At 59.1% G+C, this 18,261-nt stretch carries 13 protein-coding genes and 2 pseudogenes; 1 reads left to right on the top strand and 14 read right to left on the bottom strand.

Annotation, left to right across the window (positions count from 1 at the left end):
* The first annotated feature begins 44 nt into the window (after positions 1 to 44).
* On the top strand, positions 45 to 896 hold the full coding sequence (locus IEU99_RS08695) for a LysR family transcriptional regulator (RefSeq protein ID WP_164931122.1): 852 nt from the start codon (positions 45 to 47) through the stop codon (positions 894 to 896).
* Here the strand turns inward: IEU99_RS08695 and IEU99_RS08690 are convergent.
* From IEU99_RS08690 to IEU99_RS08630, 14 genes and pseudogenes are all read right to left on the bottom strand, one after another.
* A complete protein-coding gene (locus IEU99_RS08690) occupies positions 888 to 2,168 on the bottom strand; it encodes an MFS transporter (protein ID WP_229718449.1) in 1,281 nt (426 codons plus the stop codon). The two genes, IEU99_RS08695 and IEU99_RS08690, sit on opposite strands and share 9 nt — an antisense overlap.
* A gap of 215 nt (positions 2,169 to 2,383) precedes the next feature.
* On the bottom strand, positions 2,384 to 3,931 hold the full coding sequence (locus IEU99_RS08685; protein ID WP_371869483.1) for an acyl-CoA carboxylase subunit beta: 1,548 nt from the start codon (positions 3,929 to 3,931) through the stop codon (positions 2,384 to 2,386).
* 52 nt (positions 3,932 to 3,983) lie between these two features.
* Positions 3,984 to 8,363: pseudogene (locus IEU99_RS08680) on the bottom strand (alpha/beta fold hydrolase); the annotation flags it as partial.
* Between the two features lie 108 nt (positions 8,364 to 8,471).
* Positions 8,472 to 8,627: pseudogene (locus IEU99_RS11070) on the bottom strand (acyl carrier protein); the annotation flags it as partial.
* Between the two features lie 25 nt (positions 8,628 to 8,652).
* Positions 8,653 to 9,486 carry a prenyltransferase gene (locus IEU99_RS08675; RefSeq protein ID WP_128889076.1) on the bottom strand — a complete coding sequence of 278 codons (834 nt, stop codon included), beginning with the start codon at positions 9,484 to 9,486 and terminating at the stop codon, positions 8,653 to 8,655.
* On the bottom strand, positions 9,483 to 9,740 hold the full coding sequence (locus IEU99_RS08670; RefSeq protein ID WP_128889075.1) for a lycopene cyclase domain-containing protein: 258 nt from the start codon (positions 9,738 to 9,740) through the stop codon (positions 9,483 to 9,485). The genes IEU99_RS08675 and IEU99_RS08670 overlap by 4 nt, the downstream gene beginning before the upstream one ends.
* Positions 9,737 to 10,036, bottom strand: coding sequence for a lycopene cyclase domain-containing protein (locus tag IEU99_RS08665; protein WP_128889074.1), 300 nt, complete (start codon positions 10,034 to 10,036; stop codon positions 9,737 to 9,739). The genes IEU99_RS08670 and IEU99_RS08665 overlap by 4 nt, the downstream gene beginning before the upstream one ends.
* Positions 10,037 to 11,512 carry a phytoene desaturase family protein gene (gene crtI, locus IEU99_RS08660; protein ID WP_128889073.1) on the bottom strand — a complete coding sequence of 492 codons (1,476 nt, stop codon included), beginning with the start codon at positions 11,510 to 11,512 and terminating at the stop codon, positions 10,037 to 10,039.
* On the bottom strand, positions 11,509 to 12,333 hold the full coding sequence (locus IEU99_RS08655; RefSeq protein ID WP_128889072.1) for a phytoene/squalene synthase family protein: 825 nt from the start codon (positions 12,331 to 12,333) through the stop codon (positions 11,509 to 11,511). Before IEU99_RS08655 ends, crtI begins: the two co-directional genes overlap by 4 nt.
* Positions 12,330 to 13,019, bottom strand: a complete 690-nt coding sequence (locus IEU99_RS08650) for a glycosyltransferase family 2 protein (protein ID WP_128889071.1) — start codon at positions 13,017 to 13,019, stop codon at positions 12,330 to 12,332. The genes IEU99_RS08655 and IEU99_RS08650 overlap by 4 nt, the downstream gene beginning before the upstream one ends.
* Before the next feature lie 13 nt (positions 13,020 to 13,032).
* The gene (locus tag IEU99_RS08645; RefSeq protein ID WP_128889070.1) at positions 13,033 to 14,811 is read right to left on the bottom strand and encodes a FadD32-like long-chain-fatty-acid--AMP ligase; all 1,779 of its coding nucleotides are present in this window, start codon (positions 14,809 to 14,811) and stop codon (positions 13,033 to 13,035) included.
* 63 nt (positions 14,812 to 14,874) lie between these two features.
* On the bottom strand, positions 14,875 to 15,774 hold the full coding sequence (locus IEU99_RS08640) for a cutinase family protein (RefSeq protein ID WP_128889069.1): 900 nt from the start codon (positions 15,772 to 15,774) through the stop codon (positions 14,875 to 14,877).
* On the bottom strand, positions 15,771 to 16,244 hold the full coding sequence (locus IEU99_RS08635) for a hypothetical protein (protein WP_128889068.1): 474 nt from the start codon (positions 16,242 to 16,244) through the stop codon (positions 15,771 to 15,773). The genes IEU99_RS08640 and IEU99_RS08635 overlap by 4 nt, the downstream gene beginning before the upstream one ends.
* The gene (locus IEU99_RS08630; RefSeq protein WP_229718447.1) at positions 16,245 to 18,122 is read right to left on the bottom strand and encodes an alpha/beta hydrolase-fold protein; all 1,878 of its coding nucleotides are present in this window, start codon (positions 18,120 to 18,122) and stop codon (positions 16,245 to 16,247) included. It abuts the gene before it with no gap.
* Positions 18,123 to 18,261 lie beyond the last annotated feature (139 nt).

Below are 18,261 nucleotides of genomic sequence, written 5' to 3'. Positions count from 1 at the left end.
AGATGCGGGAGAGCGCAAAAAACTGTGGGAGCTACAATCAAATCATGTACCTGCTGCCTGATGCCGCCACCCTAGAAGCGATCCTTGCCGTGGCAGACCATGGGGGCATGGCAGCGGCAGCAAGAGCCACGGGCAGAACCCAACAGAGCATTAGCGTGCGCATTGCCCAGGCCGAAAAGGCCTTGGGCCTGGCGTTGTTTTCGCGCAGCGCACGAGGCTGCACCCCTACCGCCAGAGGCGAAGAAGTCTTGCAGATTTTGCGGCGATACCAGCAGGCGAGCAATGCCTGCGCCAATGACCTTGCCCGGCTGCTCAATCCAGTGTTGCGCATTGCTGCATCGCACACCGTGGCCGAATATGACCTACCCAGGTGGGTGCATGGCCAGGTGCGAGTGCTGCAAGCCAATAGTGCCCAGGCCCAAGAGCTGCTGATCTCCGATTCGGTGGATCTTGCCTTTGTAGAAGGAAAAAGCATCAGGCCAGAGCTTGAATCGATGGTGATCGCCAGCGATGAATTATGCGTGGTGGTCCCGGAAGATCACCCTTGGGGCGAGAGCATTAGCGCCGAAGAGTTTGCCAAGGTGCCGATGGTGATGCGCGAGCAGGGCTCGGGTACGCGCGAGGTGCTCGAAGCAGCGGCTCAGGCGCTGCACATACGCCTTGCCACCCCAGCCGCGGAATTCGCTTCGCTGGCAAGCCAAGCCAGGGCGGTATTAGCCCTCGGTGTACCTGGAGTGATTCCGGTGCGCACGTTGAGCCCCGGGCTGCGCCGTGTGCAGGTGCAGGGTTTGGATTTGCGTAGGGATATTCGAGCGGTGTGGAAAGGCGAGTTAGCCCCCGAGGCGGCCGCATTGTTGCGTACCGCCACCGAGGGCAGCGCAGGGCGCTTAGACTGAGCGGCCGCGCTGTTCCGGCAGGAGGAAGGTTGCCAGCGCTGCGATAACAAAGGCCGAGGCGAAGATGAAAAAGAGCGCGCCTTGGGCAATCAGTGGCACCGCGAGCGGGGCAATGATCGAGGCGATGCGCCCTACGGCTGCTGCTTGGCCGGTGCCTGTGGCCCTTAAATTGGTGGGATACAGCTCTGGGCCAATGGCGTAGAGTGCGCCCCAGGCGCCGAGGTTGCACATGGACAGGCAGCAACCCGCCAGCACCACTTGCCAATCTTGGGCTGCAAGCGCGAAGGCCGTTGCCGAGATCGCCGAGCCGATGAGCATGGTGGCTAAGGTGGCGCGCCTTCCCCATCGCTCAATCAGCACCGCTGCAATGGCGTAGCCGGGGAGCTGGGCTAGGGTCATCACCAGGGTGAAGGCGAATGACTTCACCAATGTGTATCCGGATGCGTGCAGCAAGGAGGGAAGCCACAGGAAGGCGCCGTAGTAGGCGAAGTTGATGCACAGCCAGATCGTCCACAGCGCGAGGGTGCGTTTGCGCAGTGCCGGCGCGAAGATGCTGGTGGCCTCGATGCGTTCCGCCGGAAGCGAGGGAGTGGGCTTGGGGCGAAACAGTACCGGGGAGCGTCGCAGTGACTCGACTACCTCATCGGCTTCCTCATATTTGCCCTTGGATTCCAAAAAGCGCACCGATTCCGGCAGCGTCAGGCGCACCACAAAGGCGTAGAAAGCTGGCACGCAACCCAATACCAGTGCCCATCGCCAACCTTGTTCCGATTGCCCGACGACGAAGGTGCCGATCAGTGCGGCCATGATCCAGCCCACGGCCCAGAAGGCTTCGAGGATTACTACCATGCGCCCGCGCACACGCTTAGGCGCAAATTCGCTGACGTAGGTGGATGCCACCGGCAGTTCAGCGCCGAGGCCAAGGCCTACCAAGAACCTCAAGGCAAGGAGCATGCCCAAGCCTGTCGACGCCGCCGATGCCCCAGTTGCAATGCCATATACCAACAGGGTGACCGCAAATATGTTTCTACGGCCGAATTTATCTGCCAATAATCCACCGAGGGAGGCGCCGATGGCCATGCCCACAAAGCCAATGGATCCAAGCCAGCTCGTCTCCGTCGGGCTTAAGCCCCAGTGGGCCACGAGTGCGGCCATGATAAAGCTGATCAGGCCAATATCCATGGCATCCATGGCCCAACCAAGGCCAGAGGTGCCTAGAATTTTGGCGTGACCTTTTGTTACCGGAAGCTCGTCGAGTTGTTTCGTCCGCATTGCTCGAGCGCCTTTCTCATGCATTAACCAGTGTTCTACAGCTCGTGCAACGTTGTACTTCCCTGCCCAGAGGGATCACCACACAGAATTCAATAATCAACCACTAGCGTCATAAAAGAAAAAGGCGCTGCCCCCATTTGGGAGCAGCACCAGCGAAAGTCATAGCGCCATGACCGGGCGAAAAGCACCCCTATCAGGCACTTTTATCAACAATGCTACATTGGCATAATCGTATGCTTCTTCGGCAAATCATGCTCAACCTTGGTGGCCATATGCCTTAATGCGCGCCGCAATGCCAAGCGCGTTTCATGGGGTTGAATCATTGCATCGATATAGCCCCGCTCGGCGGCAACATAGGGGCTGGTCATGTTCTCGTCATAGAAGTCCATGAACACTTTCTTCATGTACTCGCGCTGCGCTGGATCTTCAATGGTTGCCAATTGCTTGCCCTGAATCATCACCGAGGCCGCAGCGGCACCCATCACCGCAATCTGAGCCGTTGGCCAGGCCAAGTTGATATCACCAGTGAGGTTCTTTGAACCCATCACGGCATAGGCTCCGCCATAGGCTTTGCGCACGATCAAAGAAATCTTCGGCACCGTGGCTTCTACCAACGCAAAGGCCAGCTTGGCGCCGCGGTGGATCAGGCCAGAGGTTTCTTGATCCACACCGGGGAGATAGCCAGGAGTATCCGCCACGAACAAAATGGGGATGTTATAGGCATCGCAGATGCGAATAAAGCGCGCGCCCTTATCGGCGGCATCGGCATCAATGCATCCGGCAAATTCCAGTGGCTGGTTTGCCACCACGCCCACCGAGTGGCCGTCGATCCTGGCAAAGGCGGTAATTAGGTTCGGCGCAAATCCACCCTGGATCTCTAGGATGTCGTCGTTATCAAAGATCTGCTTGAGCAGATCGTGCATGTCATAACCCGCGTTGGTGTCATCGGGCATGAAGGTATCCAGCGCCTCCGTTATCGCCACGTCTTCATCACTGGGAGCCCAATAGGTGGGGTTTTCATCCTCGCAGGTCAGCGGTAGGTGCTGCAGTAGATCGTGAACGAAGTTGAAGGCATCTTCTTCATCGGCTGCGACATAGGAGACGTTGCCGTTTTTCTCCTGCTGCCGAGCAGATCCCAGCTCCTCGGAGGTGATGTCTTCTCCGGTAACTTCCTTAATCACCGCAGGGCCGGTCACATACATCTCAGCGCGCTTATCCACGGCGATAACAAAGTCGGTCGTCACCGGCGCATACACGGCACCACCGGCAGATTTACCCATCATGATGGAGATCTGCGGGCTGCGGCCAGACAGCGGCAACTGGCGCTTGGCAATCTCTGAGTACATTGCCAGAGAGGTCACGGCATCCTGGATACGCGCACCGCCGGAATCTTGGATACCGATGACGGGGCATCCAATCTTGATGGCCATATCCATGACTTCGCAGACCTTCCTACCGAAGGTCACGCCCACCGATCCGCCATAGACGGTTTTATCGTGCGCGTACACCGCCACTGGCCGGCCGTCGATGCGTCCATAGCCAGTGACAACGCCATCCGAGTAGGGCGCTTCCTTATCGTCCGGGGTGCGGCCGAGCGCACCGATTTCTACGAAGGAGCCCTTGTCGAGGAGGCGGTCGATGCGTTGGCGGGGTGTGGTGAAACCGGCGGCATCACGCTTCGCGCGCGCCCGCTCAGAACCCGGATCCTGAGCCTTTTCAAGGCGAGCGCGCAGGTCAGCGAGCTTTTCCGCCGTGGTTTCCAAAATCACTCCCTCATCGACGTTTCTTCCAACTCATCCACGATAGTTGATTGCCTTAGAAGTTAATAATGCGCTGCGCCATTGCGGTGCCAACTTTGCCAATTTCTGGCTCGTCCACCACGGCTAGGTGATCGCCCTTCAGGTGCACAATTTCAAGATCCTCGACGATCTCGGCCCAGCCACCATCTTCGTTGATCTCGGCATAGGCAGGCTCCAACTCGACGGCACCATCGTGCATTCGCTCAGCCCTGAACAACAGCACCGGCTTATCCACTTGCTGCCAGCGGCTGAAATCGAGCCGATCCAGGATGCGGTTATCCACGAAGGATGCTCGCTGGTGCTCCAGCACACCGGCGGAAAGGCCATGCTCTGAGGCATCGGTATTGGCCAAGAATTCCGCCATCATCGCCAGCAGCGCGTCCTCGCCTGCAGATTCCAAAAGCTCATAGGGCACTGGGAAATCTAGGCCATAGGTCTTCTTGGCAAAGGCCGAGTAACGCTCCCAACGGCGCTTCGTCTCCTCCGGGGTATCCGGTGCGGGGTTGGCCGGGCGAACGGTATCCAGCAGGGCAATAAAGGCCACGTCGACGCCTTCAAGCTGGGATGCCACCTCGTAGGCCAAGGCGCCACCGAAGCTCCAGCCGCCAAGCACTACGGGCAAACCATCGGAGTAGTGCCGAATCTCATCGAGGTAGCTCGCGGCACGATCTTCGAGGCTGCCCTCAAGGCGCTCAACACCATAGACCGGCACGTCTTCCGGCAGGCGTCGCATCAAGGGCTGGTACACCACGCTTGAGCCACCGGCTGGGTGGAACATGAATACCGCGGGCTTGGTCGAGCCCTCCGGGCGTGCGCGCAGCACACGGATATTGCCCTCAACATCAGTCTCAAGCCCTTCGCGCACCAAGTTAGCCAGGGGCTCTAAGGTCTCCGCCTCCAGCACATCCTCGGCGCTGACGGAGGTGCCAGCGCGATCGCTGAGACGCTCGGCAATGGCCTGTGCCTGTTCCTGGGTAATCTCCTGCAATTCGCTGGTCACGCCAGCAGGGGCCTTGCCCACGATGCCCGACCAGGTAGCAAAGACCAGACGCTCGGAGGCATCGCGCGGTGCCACGCCTACACCCTGGGGTTTCTTGGGCTTCGGTGCCTCTTTGGGTTCCTCAGACTCAGGCTCAGGCTCGGGCATTGCCGGGGTGGATTCTTCGGACTCGGCAGTTCTGCCGGCCACAAGATCTTCCACCAAGGTCACGACATCGGCCACGGAGGCGTCGCGAAGCGCCTGCACCTGCAAAGGAGGGATCTGGAACTCGTGCTCGATGCGGTTTTTAATGCGCATGCCCATCAAGGAATCCAGGCCCAAATCAATCAAGGGCAATTCACGCGGCAGATCCTCAACGTCGTAGCCCATCGCCTCAGAAACAATGGTGCGCATGCGCTGCTCCACCGATTCACTGCCATCCCACACAGGTTCCGGCAGGGAGTCTGCCTGCGTGCTCAACTCCTCTTCTGCTGCAGCAGTCGGGGTGGTCAAGGTGGTAGCAAAACCTTCGGCCAAAGCAATGGTCTGCTCGCCCATCACCCGATAGACCTGCACATTGATGCCAGCCACATTGTGGGAGACAACGGTGCTGAGCTCACCAGAGGCAGGCAGCGCCGCGTGTTCTTCGAGCGCCAAGATGCTTGCGCCTGGCAGCACAGCTTCCACGGCAGCCTCGATCAGTGCTTCCACACTCGGCACCTGCTCGGCCACGGTGCTAAAGGCCACCTGGCCTGGCAGCGTGACCTTGGTGCCGGGCAGGCCACCGTGGTGCGACTGTGGGCGCGCCGCGGTCCAATAACGCTGACGCTTCCAAGGCACGCCGGGCGCCTGCTGTACAGCGCCTTCGCCATAGAGCTTGGAAAAGTCCACGGGTGCGCCTTGTACATAGAGTTTTGCCAGCGCATCGCGCAGGCTTTCGCCCGCATCCACCTTGCGCTTGAGCGAGTAAATGAGCTGCGCATCGGCCTTGCCAACGCTAAAGGCGGTGTTCATCATCCCCATTAGCGCCACGGGGTTCGGGGAGATCTCCATCAGCAGCTCATAGCCATCGGCAAACGCTCGCTCGGTGGCATCCTGGAATAAGACCGGCTGGCGGGTACAACGCAACCAGTAGTCCACATCGTGAACGACGTCGCCTGGCTGATAGGTATGTGCCTCCACGGAGGAATACAGCGGGATCTGCAAAGGCTTCGGCTCGATCATGGATGCCTCGGCCGCGAGCTCTCCAAGCAGAGGGTCCACGGCACTGGTGTGCCCTGCGCCCTTAACGTTGAGCAGGCGTGCAAACTTGCCTTCTTCTTGGAGTCGCTCCACCAACGCGCTCACTGCTTCGCGCGGGCCACCAACGGTGGTCATGCCTGGGCCTGCGAATACGGCTGGCTCGATGCCCTCGCCGAATTCGGCATCAGCGGGCATTTCCACCACGGCCATGGCGCCGAGTTGATCTTCTGGCAGCGAGGCCTCACCCTCACCCATGAGCCTTGCGCGGTGAATGGCCACCACCATGGCATCTTCGGCGCTGAGCCCACCTGCGGCATAGGCGGCGGCGATCTCACCCATAGACATGCCCATCACGGCACTGGGGCGCGCACCGAATGCGGCGAACAGGTCAGTCAGGGCGATCTGGATCGCGGTGATGGCTACCTGGGCAGTTTCGGTGTTATAGGTTTGGGCATCGTCATGGATGAGCTCAAGGATTGACCATCCGGCTTCAAATTGCACCAGGCGATCCAGCTCGCCTAAGCGCTCGGCCACGAATGGAGAAAGCTCCACTAAGTCTTTGGCCATTTTGCGATGCTGGGAACCAAAGCCCGAGTACACAAACACCGCACCCTGGCCCGGCGCGTCGGCTGCGACGATGCCAATGCTGGTTTTGCCCTCTGCTACTTGCTTGAGGCGCTTGATGGCTTCTTCGCGATCAGCGGCCTGCACCACGGCACGGGAGCGTCCATGGTTGCGCTTAGCCAGGGAGCGAGCCAGCGCCGGCAGGTCTTCTTCTACCGCTTGGGCGTAGGCGGCGGCAGCTTCACGACGCCGCGAAGGCAGCAGCCCCGAGATGGGGAACACGCCGGTTTCGGTGTGAAGCAGCGGCGCTTGGGGTTGGCTTTGAGGCTCATAGGATTCCAGCACCACGTGAGCATTGGTGCCGCCGAAGCCGAATCCGGATACGCCGGCTCGTTTCTGCCCGGAGTATTCGGGCCACTCGCGGGGGTCTTCTACGACCTCGATGTGTTCGGCATCGAAGTCCACGTAGCGGTTGGGGGCAGAAAAGTGCAGCGAGGGTGGCAGCACATTGTGCTGCATGGCAAGAACGGTTTTGATCAAACCGGCCACACCGGCTGCGGCTTCTGTGTGACCAAAGTTGGTTTTAGCACTACCGAGCAAGGTTGGCTCGCCCAGTTCACGATCCCGGCCAAGCACCTGCCCGAGGGCTGAGGCTTCGATGGGATCGCCAAGGATGGTGCCAGTTCCGTGGGCTTCTACATAGTCCACGGTGCTTGGGTCGATGCCGGCATCGGCGTAGGCGCGTTGGAGGACGTCGACCTGCGCATCGGGGTTCGGTGCAGTAATGCCATTGGAGTGTCCATCGGAATTGACTGCCGAGCCTTTGATCACCGCGAGGACGGTATCCCCATCGGCTTCGGCGTCGGAAAGCCTCTTGAGCACCAACACGCCTGCGCCATCGCCGCGCACAAAGCCATCGGCGTCATCGGAAAATGCGTGGATTTTCCCGGTGGGGCTAAAGACGCCGAGTTCGCCAAAAGCGGTGGACACAAATGGTGCCGCCAGGATATTTACGCCACCGGCGATGGCAACATCGGCCTCCCCATAGCGAAGGGCGCGCACGGCTTGGTGCGTTGCCACAAGGGAGGAGGAACAGGCGGTATCCACATTGACCGAAGGCCCACGGAAATCGAAGGCATAGGAGATGCGGTTGGGAATAATCGAGCTTGCGGTGCCGGTGAGGGCATAGGGGTGGGCCTCGGCGGGATCAGAGCTAATGAGCATGCCGTAGTCATTGCTGGAAGATCCCAGGAAAACGCCTACCGGCTCGCCACGCAAAGCGCTTGGTGGAATATGGGCGTGTTCTAAGGCCTCCCAGGTCAGCTCCAGCATGATGCGCTGCTGGGGGTCGATATTGACGGCTTCAAGTGGGGAGAGCCCGAAGAATTCCGCGTCGAAGCTCGCAATGTCTTCAATATATCCGCCGGTGGTATTCGTCTCTGCCATCTTCTTGGCAGTGACCTCATCACCTGCGTATTCGCTCCAACGCCCGATGGGAAGCTCGCCAATGCCATCGCGGCCTTCGACGAGCATGGACCACATTTCTTCGAGGTTATTTGCCCCAGGATAACGAGCCGCCATGCCGACGATGGCGATGTCATGTTCGGCTGGTTTTTCTTCCACCACTACCGCTGCGCTCTTTTGGGGAGCGCCTTGTAAGAGCCTGCGCGTGAGCCCATTGATGGTGGGATACTCATAGGCGATGGTGGGGTCTAAGCGGGTTCCTAGGAGCCGCTCAAGCTCACCTGAGAGGGCAACCACGTCTCGGGAGGATAGACCGAAAGACTGCATCGGTTGGTCATCGTCGATATCCTCCGCCCCGGTTGTTTCACGAACCCAATCGCGTAACCATTGGCGCAGTTGCTCAGCCGTCATGAAATATCACCTTTCGTTTTACCTTTTAGGTTAGCGCCAGCAACACCATGGTGAGGATTGCACCAACCACAAAGTTCAACACCAAGAACACCCGCCATGCGCGGTTCACACTTGGAGAAGTCTGAACAGTAACACCCATAAAGCGAGCAGCGTTGAGGGCATAACCAAAACCAGCCAATCCAATAAGCCAGGCAGGCGAAGGTAAGAAGAATAGCAGCAGCGCTGAAAGGGCATAGGCTCCAACCACGAGGCGAACAGTCAGGCCCGGGCCGAGTTTGGTGGCAATGGAGTGCAAGCCCCCAGCGCGGTCGGATTGCACATCCTGCACGGCGCCAAGCGCATGGCTTGCCATACCCCAAAGAAAGAAGGACGCCATGGCAAGCCAGAAGCCCTGGGGAGGCTGCCCATAGGCGGCACCAATGATCGCCGGAGTGACAAAGTGCGCCGATGAGGTGGCCGAATCGAGGACGGGCCTTTCTTTAAAACGCAGTGGCGGTGCCGAATATGCCACCACGCAAAACGCCGAAAAGAGCAGCCATGCCACCGCACCCTGGGTGGCCATGATCAGCAGAAGCGGCAAGGTGGTGATGGCAGACGCCCAAAGCAAGGGGGTGTGCATGTGGCGCGGGAGCACGGCTCCTTCTACCCCACCCTTGCGCGGGTTGCGAATATCCGACTCATAATCGAAGACATCATTGATGCCGTACATGGCGATGTTATAGGGAATGAGGAAGAAGAAGGTGCCCAGGATGAGCAGCCAATTCACCCCACCGCCGGATAAGAGGTAGGCAGCAGCAAAGGGGAATGCGGTATTGACCCAGCTCAGTGGCCGGGATGCGTGGAGGATCTGCTTGATCATTTGCGCACCACCGGCACGATCAGGCCAACGACCAGCGGATAGAGGAAGTCCTCGATGGGGACTAGCCCAACGTGGATGCCGAGGCGTTGGGCATCGCCATAGCCGACAAACCCCGCGGCGATCATGAGATTGTCAAAGATGGCAGTGAGCACTAGCAACGAGACCACGGTGATGGCGGTGGCTTTGGGCCTGCGGCCTCGATTGATGGCGATGGCGGCAATGATAAACGGCAGGCTGATGAGCAGGTAGGTCATTTGCTTACCCCTGCCGCGATATTCATGCTCAAGTAGACCAAGAAGGCCAAAAAGATCGGCTCTTCAATCGGCATTTCCGGGGCGAGCTCGATGCCCGTCATATAGGGCGAATCGCCGCGAAAAAAGGTTCCGGTGGCAATGCCGAGGGCATCCCAGACCAAGAGCATGGCCACCAGCGCCAGCATGATGATCGCGCTGCGCTTTGGGTGAGCAAAGAAGCTGAGCTTGAAGCGCCAATCGCACAGCACCATGCAGGCTGAGCTCATGAGCAGGAATATCAGGTAGCTGGCCGCCATCTAGCGCTCCAGCGCTCGGTCGGAAGTATCGCCACGCAAGCGCTTGAGCACATTTTCTGCAGAAATCAGGCACATGGGCACACCAACGCCGGGAAGGGTGGTGGCACCGGCGTAGTAGAGGCCATCTACTTTCTTCGAGGCATTGCTGCCGCGCAGGAGGGCGGATTGCATCAGCGTGTGCGCAGGGCCTACGGAGCCGCCCGACCATGCATAGTACTGCTCAGCGAAGTGCTTCGGGCCTACCACGTGGCGCTGGACAATGCGCTCGGCAAAGTCTTCCACCCCGATCCATGCGGCGATTTGTTCAATTGCCGCATCGGCTACCTGCTCTTCACGGTTGAAGTGCTCATCGGCGCGCACGGGCACCAGCACAAAGAGGTTCTCGTAGCCTTCTGGTGCCACCTCGCTATCAGTAGCGGAGGGCTTGGAGATATAGATCGAACGCGATGCCCCGGCTGGCTCATTAAACACGGCCTCAAAATCGGGGTCCCAGTCCCTGGAAAAGAGCAGGTTGTGGTGCAGCAGCTCGGGCAATTCCCCTTCGACACCGAGGTAGAGCAAGACGGTGCCAATGCCGGGGTTGCGCTTGGCAAAATAGGACTGCTTATAGGTGCGCAGGTGCTTGGGCAGCAAGGCCTGCTCGGTGTGTTTGAGGTCAGCAGCACTGACCACCACGTCTGCTTCTAGGACGGTGGCGTCGACAAGCTCAACGCCAGTGGCTTTGCCATCCTTGGTGCGAATCTGGGCCACCTCTGCGCCAAGGCGAATCGTGGCGCCCTGTTCGCGGGCAACATCGGCAATGGCATCAATGACCGCAGCAAAACCGCCATCGGGATACATCACACCCTGGGTGAGGTCGGTGTGGCTCATCAGGTGGTACATCGCCGGAGTCTTGCGCGGCGCAGAGGACAAGAACACGGCCGGGTAGGTCAGCATCTGGCGCAGGCGATGATCCTGGAAGCGCGCGTTAACAAAACCCTCCAAATGAGAGCTCAAAAGCTTCACCAGTAGCCACAGGCGCGTAGTCACGTCACGGTGCAAAGGCAGCCGAGTGAAGGTGGTGTAGAGGAAGTGATCCACCGCGATCTGGTAGGTTTCCGCAGCGCTTTCAAGGTATTCTTCGAGCGCCTTACCCGCACCAGGCTCGATGGACTCAAACAGCTCCACTGCCCTGGTGCCACTGACGTCCAGCGGCTGCATCCCCTCTGGGAAAAGACGATAGGCAGGATCCAAGGTTTGCAGATTGAGGCGCTCGGCGGTGCTTGATCCAAAAAACTCAAAGAAGTGATCAAAGGCATCGGGCATCAAATACCAGGAGGGGCCAGTGTCCCACCGGAACCCATCCACCGCGAGCGACCCGGCGCGACCGCCGATGGCGTCGTTTTTCTCGACGACGGTGACCTCATAGCCTTCGTAGCCCAAATACGCTGCGGTGGCCAGACCTGCTACGCCTGCACCAATGACGACTGCCTTCATACTTTTCCTTTCTTCACGGCGGCCTTCGCGGCCAATGCCAGTTTCTTCCACGTTGGCACCCGCACTCGACGCTGCCTGATCTCAGCGATGCTGCGATCGGCCACGCGGTTGGTGAGCTCCTCATAGAGCTCCACCGCTGCCGCTACCCCCACGCGGGCTTGAATGGGTAAGCCCTGCATCCTTTCGCGGGCAAGTTCGAGTTCCTGGCGCACTTCGCGGATCACTTGGTCTTTTTTCGCATCATCAATGCCTGGGTAGTAGCTGCGCCCGAGGTGGTGATGATCTTCATGCAAATCGCGCAGGAAATTGATTTTTTGAAAAGCCCTGCCAAGGGCTTGTGCGCCTGGGTCAAGGTATTCGCGATCCGCATCTGCTTCGAGCAAAAAAGCATCCAGGCACATCAGGCCGATGACCTCAGCAGAGCCATAGATATAGCGTGCGAGGGCTTCTTCATCGAAGGTGTTTTGCTGCAAGTCTTGGCGCATCGAGGCGAAAAATGCCCGGAGGTGTTCATCCTTGAACTTGCATCGCCTGGCCGAAATGGCAAAGGCATGTACAACGGGATCGCAGTGGAAGCGCTGGTCTTTGGCCGAAAGCACCTGTTGCTCGTAGGCGTCGAGCAAGGCGAGTTGATTGGATTGCGCAGTGCCATCGACGATCTCATCTGCGATGCGCACCATGGCATATAGGTTGGTGATATCGCTTCGCACCCGCGGTGCCAGCATGCTGGTGGCGGCAGCGAAGCTGGTGGAGTAATGGGAGATCACTTCGGCAGCGGCTTTGCAGGCCATGGCGTCGTAATGCTCAAGCATGTGGTTCATTGCAAAAGCCTTTCGGGAAGCCTGCGCCAAGGCGGTTGGGTGCGCCAATTCACCGCGATGGTGTGCCAGCCGCGGCGAAAACGCGTACCCAGATCGCCCTCAAGTGCTCGGGGGTGCATAAAAACGGGATTCGGCAACAATCCTACGCGCTGCCGCGGACCAAGGGCGAACGACATGTGCATATCCTCATGCACCTCGGCATCAGGAAACTGCACACCCGCTTCCAGCCACCAGGAGCGTCGAAGCGAACAATTCGAGCCAAATAGTGGCCAGTGCCCCAGGGCAGAACCCACAGATAGGTAGTAGGCGCCAAGGTAGGCGATGCTTTGCCAGCGCGGGCGATGTTCAAACCATGCCCAACCCGTCATGGCCACGGTGTGCTCATCGGCTTGATCCCAGGCTTCGCGGATGCGCTGGATAAAGTCTTCCCCCGGCAGCACGTCAGCGTCGATGCGAACCAAAATATCGGCGCGTGCGGCATCAAAGCCTGCACGCACCGCATAAGGAATGCCCACTTGGGGCTCGTAGATCACACGCGCGCCATAGGCGCGAGCAACCTCGGCCGATGCATCGGTGCTGGCGTTATCGACAACGATGAGCTCGTCGGCACCGTGCAGGTGATGGAGTGCACGGCGCAGCAACGCGGCATCGTTGTGGCAAGGAAGGATCACGGCAACACTAGGCATGATCCTTTAGATCCTAGCTGGAAAGATAGCGCTGCTTTGCTACTCGACGTGCAATCTTGCCGGAGGAGGAACGGGCAATGGTATCTGGATCCATGATGCGGATATCGGCTGGCTGCACACCGTGGTTCTGCGTGACGGCCGCGCGGATGGCCTCGATGGCCTCTGCATCGCCTTCTTCGCCGCGTTCAGGATCACGCTCGGCCAAGATGATGAGCTTTTCCACGTCATCGCCTTCGATAGCAAAAGCGGCGACGGCATAGGGGCGCACCTGCTCGCTGGCGTGATCCACGGTGTACTCCACATCCTGCGGATAGTGGTTACGCCCTGCGACGATGATGAGGTCTTTGAGGCGGCCAGTGATAAAGAGCTCGCCGTCGACGATCATGGCCAGATCGCCCGAAGCCATCCAGAAGTCATCCTCCGGCAGGCCTTCGGTGATGCGCTCTCCGAGCGTATTGCGGAAGGTGGCCTGGGTTTCTGCCTCCCGGCCCAAGTAGCCTGCGGCCATGTTCTGGCCATGAGCCCACAGCTCACCGATCTTGCCTTCTGGCAGTTCGGCCTTGGTGTCTGGGTCGACGATGACCAAGTGCTGGGCATTGACAACCTGGCCACAGCCGACCATGGGTACGCCGCCCTCGCTGAGCTTGGCTTCGTTATTGGCCAATGCCTCGCGGTCGAAGTGCCGAATGACTGGACGCTGCTCAGTTTGAGGCGTAGAAACCAGCAATGCTGCCTCGGCCAGGCCATAGGAGGGGCGAAGAGCTTGACGCTGCAAGCCAAAGGGCTCGAACTTATCCAGGAAGTTCTGCACTGCCTTCTCGGTCACTGGCTCGGAGCCAACGATCAAGCCGACCACCTTGGAAAGGTCGAGGCCTTCGGGTGCATCGACGCGAGCCGACATCTCCAGTGCAAAGTTCGGGATTGCGGTGTAGACGTTGCCTTCGCCTTCAGACAATTGCTTGAGCCAGCGTTCCGGCTGCTGGATGAAGTCGCGCGGGCTCATGAACTCGAATTGCAGACCCAAAACATTGACCAAGGCGGCAACAATGATGCCCATGTCGTGGTGCAGGGGCAACCAGGTGACCATGCGCAGCGGGGTCATCACCTGCGCGGAGCGGAAGATCTGCAGCACGTTCGTGATCACCGAACGGTGCGTAAGAATCACGCCTGCCGGGGTGCGGGTCGAACCCGAGGTGTATTGCAGCAGGGCCGGGGTATCCACCGGATCGGTATTTGTGGCCGGCTGAGGCTGTTGCCACTGTGCCGCCAGGCTATCCGGCAGGGCATCCACTGAGAGGATCCTCGGGCGCTCGCTGCCCGGTGTGGAGGCAAAGAAGCGGCGGGTTGCCGAAGCAGAGGTGGAGTTGGTGAGCACGATCTCGGGGCGTGCATCGCCGATGACGGCCTCCAGGTGGTGGGCGTGGCCTGGCTCGGTGGGATCATAGAGCGGCACGGGAGTCATGCCCGCATAGAGGATGCCGAGGAACGAGAAGATGTACTCGGGGCTGTTATTAGCCAGGATGGCTACGCGGGCGCCTGGTTGTGCGGTTTGCTGAAGGCGGGCTGCAATGACCTTGACGCGAGTGTTGATTTGGGTGCGGTTATAGTCTTTGGCCTCGCCTTCACGGGACTGGGAGTAATCCCAAAAACGCATGCAGTGGCGCTCGCCTTGGCCAGCGGCGAGGTCCATTTGGTAGACGATTTCGCTCAAGGCCGCGAGCGTGAGCTCAGGGGTGAGCGCAATGTTGCCTTGTTCGTCAAAGAAACGACCCATTGCCGCTTGGATGTCCATAACTCTCCTTCAGGATTATATTTTGGTAGCGAAACCTTAACAATGTTACGCAAGTTACGCAAGTTATTGCTGGATAAGGTCTCGCGCCCAATCAATCACCCACTGCACCGCAGTGGTACCAGGAATCACATTCGGGTTGGTGGCATACATTCCGTGCACACCATTGGACTCAATTAATTGTCGAGCCCGCGCCACACCATTGACCACATTGCGAGGAGCATCGCACACCGTATCGTCGGGAGCGCAAATCTCCATCACTCGATCATTGAGCACCCCGAATCCCCCATCGCGTGGCCCACGCATCGTGGCACCGGGAACAATCGGCTGCACCAAAAGATTCACCGGCTCAAGGGCAACCTCCGCCCCCACACCAGCGACAGGATTGCCAACGAACTGGCCGGCTTCTGGCACACGGCGGCCGTCGGCAAGCAAGGCAACGCCACGGATCCTGTCTGCAGGGATCACCTCACCGTGCACGCCGATCTTATTGGCTACATCTCCAAGCAGCACTGCGCCCTGAGAAAAACCAGCCAAGATGAAATCGGTTTGGGGGCATTCTGCGTGCACATCACGCAATTCCTGCTCCACCCTGGCAATGCCTTCTTCACGAGAATCGTCGTAGCTCATCTCGTCTTGAGCGTTGATATTGCGGAACTGCGCAGTATAAGGAAGCGTCCAGATCTTCACCTTCTGGCCCTGGAACTGCTCAGTCAGGGGGTTGGTGATCTGCAACATCAAGGAATTCGGATTTGCCTGAGGGGCAAAAGGATCATCCACCGCATTCGACTCCCACGTACCGGGAGCAGAAATAAACTCCACATCAGCGCAGTGTTCTGGCTGCGCCAAAGGCGGCTGTTGGGCACCCGTCTGCTCATTCGGACGTTGCTCTAACCAGCGGGCAACACCCAACACAATCACGATCACAATGATGATCGCGGCTGCCGCCATCAGGAGTTTTTTCATGCGCAATATGCCTTCTTTGCGCTGGCCTCAAGTGCCTGCGCAGTCTGCTCGAAATCCTTATCCGTCTTGCCCTGTTCCACCAACTGTCCGGCAACGGCCTGCACAGTAGCCGAATTCATCGGGCTGCCATTCTCAGAACACACCAAGGAGGCGACAGTGAGCAGTTCTCGCTCCACGCCCTTGGTATCAACGCCATCTTTAGCAAGCTGATCCAAATACGCGGAGTCCTGCTTGCTCAACACCAGCTTCTCTTCCGGCACCTGGTCGATCTCCTGGGCCGGGCGGTCTTGATTTTGCTCAGTTTGCTCCTGGGTCGCCTTCGACTTCTTCGACTGCGAGGGCGTCGAGCTTGCCGTTTTGCTCAAGGGAGCCACCGAGGTGGACTCATCTTCCACCGTGGCACTGCCACAAGCAGCCAAGGTAGCCGAAGCCAACACCGCAGCCACTACAGAGCCCGCGAGGCGCTTCATCTACTTCTCCTCCTTGATTTGGCCATTGATCTGGCTGATCTTGCCGTGCTCAAAGGTGATTTCCTGGCCACCTGCGGGGATCTCGCTTTGATCGCTGGTGGGGTAACCATACTCGCCTTGCTCATAGCCCTTCTTACCCCAGGCATCGAAGATGTCACCGTAGTAGATGGCATGAGCGTTGGTGGGCAGCGACCAGTACAGGTTGCCGCGCTCGAAGCGCTGGAAGGCGCCACCTGGAATGGAAATCTCATTGGACTTCGGAGCCCCGAGCGGGGATTCAACGGTGCCCATCTCAAGGTACTTCTTGGCAATCACGCCCTTGAGCCAATGCCCGGGCTCGCCATCCTTATTCACCACAATGCCGTCTTGGAACTGCTGAATGCGGTAGCCATTCTTTTCTTCCATGGGCTTAATGGGCAGGCCGAGGTCGCCGTTTTCAAAGCCCTGCGTGCCCCAGGTCTCGATGATGTCATTGGGCACTGCCACCGGACCGGTTTCCACCGACCAGTAGATATTGCCGTGCTCGAAGGTGACCATACGGCCCTTCTTCAGCTCGATCTCGGAAGAGGTGGGATAGCCCAACCAGGACTCCGGGCCGCCCATTTCTGCATAGCGGGATCCAATGCGGCCCCACAGCGGATGAGCGCCAGTCTTTGGCGACCAATAGGCGCGACCGGAAACGAAGTCTTCTGCCTTACCACCGGGGACGTCGTATTCGTTATTGACGCAATCGCCAATCACGCCGTTCTTCGTGGCCTCGGCAATGGCTCCCACGGGCATGCAGGAGCTACCGCGGTCTTCATCGCCGAGCTTGAGCGCATCAGCCATATATGGCCAAGCCTGCACCATCTCGAACTGCCAATACGGCCAGTCATGCACACCGGAAGGACGGAACGACACCACGGGCTCAATGCCGGCGCGCTTTGCCCTGTCGACGAAGGTCTGTGAGGTCATTCGGGAAATCACCTCAAGGCCAACGCCGGCGGGTTGCGCAGGAGCCTTGGCCACAGATTCTGGCTTGCCATAGTCATCATTGCCGGAGCCGGCAGAAACATAGACCGTCTTGCCCTGAAGGTTTTCTACACCCAGCTTGGGGTCGTGGTCGATCCAGTCTTGGGAGCCGTATGGACCCCACATGGCGGTGGCATCGTAGCCACCCGCTTCAGACAACGCGGCCTGAATCGCGGGAGGCATGCCCACGCTGGTGGTATCGAGGTAGCCGGAGAAAGAACCAGCGAAGTTGAACAGGTCGGGGCGACGCTCAGCCAAGTTGATGGCGGCGGTACCGCCCATAGACAAACCAGTAATGGCGCGATCACCATTCGTGCGGTAGCCCTCGCGCAGCACCGGGATCAGCTCCTGGGTAAGGAAAGTCTCCCACATGTAGTGCTTGCCGTTATCGGGACGCTGCCAATCGGAGTAGAAGGAAGATTCACCGCCGACAGGAAGCACCACATTGACGTTCTTATCGGAGAAGAACTGCTCAATGTTGGTGTACATGGTCCAGCCATTTTCGGTATCCACTGCGCGCATACCGTCCAATGCCCACACCGAGGGGAAGGAGCGGGAGGGGTCCTTATACCAGTCGCGGGCCAAGAGCACCTGCACCTGGATGGGAGCTTCGGGCATGGCCTTGGAGTTGATAAACAGGGCGATGCGACGAGCGCTCAACCACTCCACGCGATCCACGGACACGCCTTCCGGCAAGCCTTCAATCTTGGGGTAGTCGGTGCGGATTGGGGTGCGAGGCTGTGCGTCGCCGCGCAGGTAGTCGGAAACGCCTGGGATTTCAACGCTTTGAGCGTGCACCTGGGGTGCGAGGGTAACGCTCAGGGCGGCGGACAGGGCCACTGCGGCGACCTTGGTTGCGTGCTTCACGTGTGTCTTCCTTCCATTAGTCAAGTCCCAAGCTTAAAGTTGAACTTCAACTTTCACATTAGACACACCGAACAAAAGAAAAAACTCCCCGCAGGGAGTTTTCTTTTTGGCTACATGCCCAATGGGCACAAGCGCGAAG

The organism is Corynebacterium pelargi, from assembly GCF_014635485.1.
GTDB classification, from domain to species: domain Bacteria; phylum Actinomycetota; class Actinomycetes; order Mycobacteriales; family Mycobacteriaceae; genus Corynebacterium; species Corynebacterium pelargi.
The sequence above is the reverse complement of the archived record's forward strand: the minus strand, read 5'-3'. Positions and strand labels throughout refer to the sequence as shown.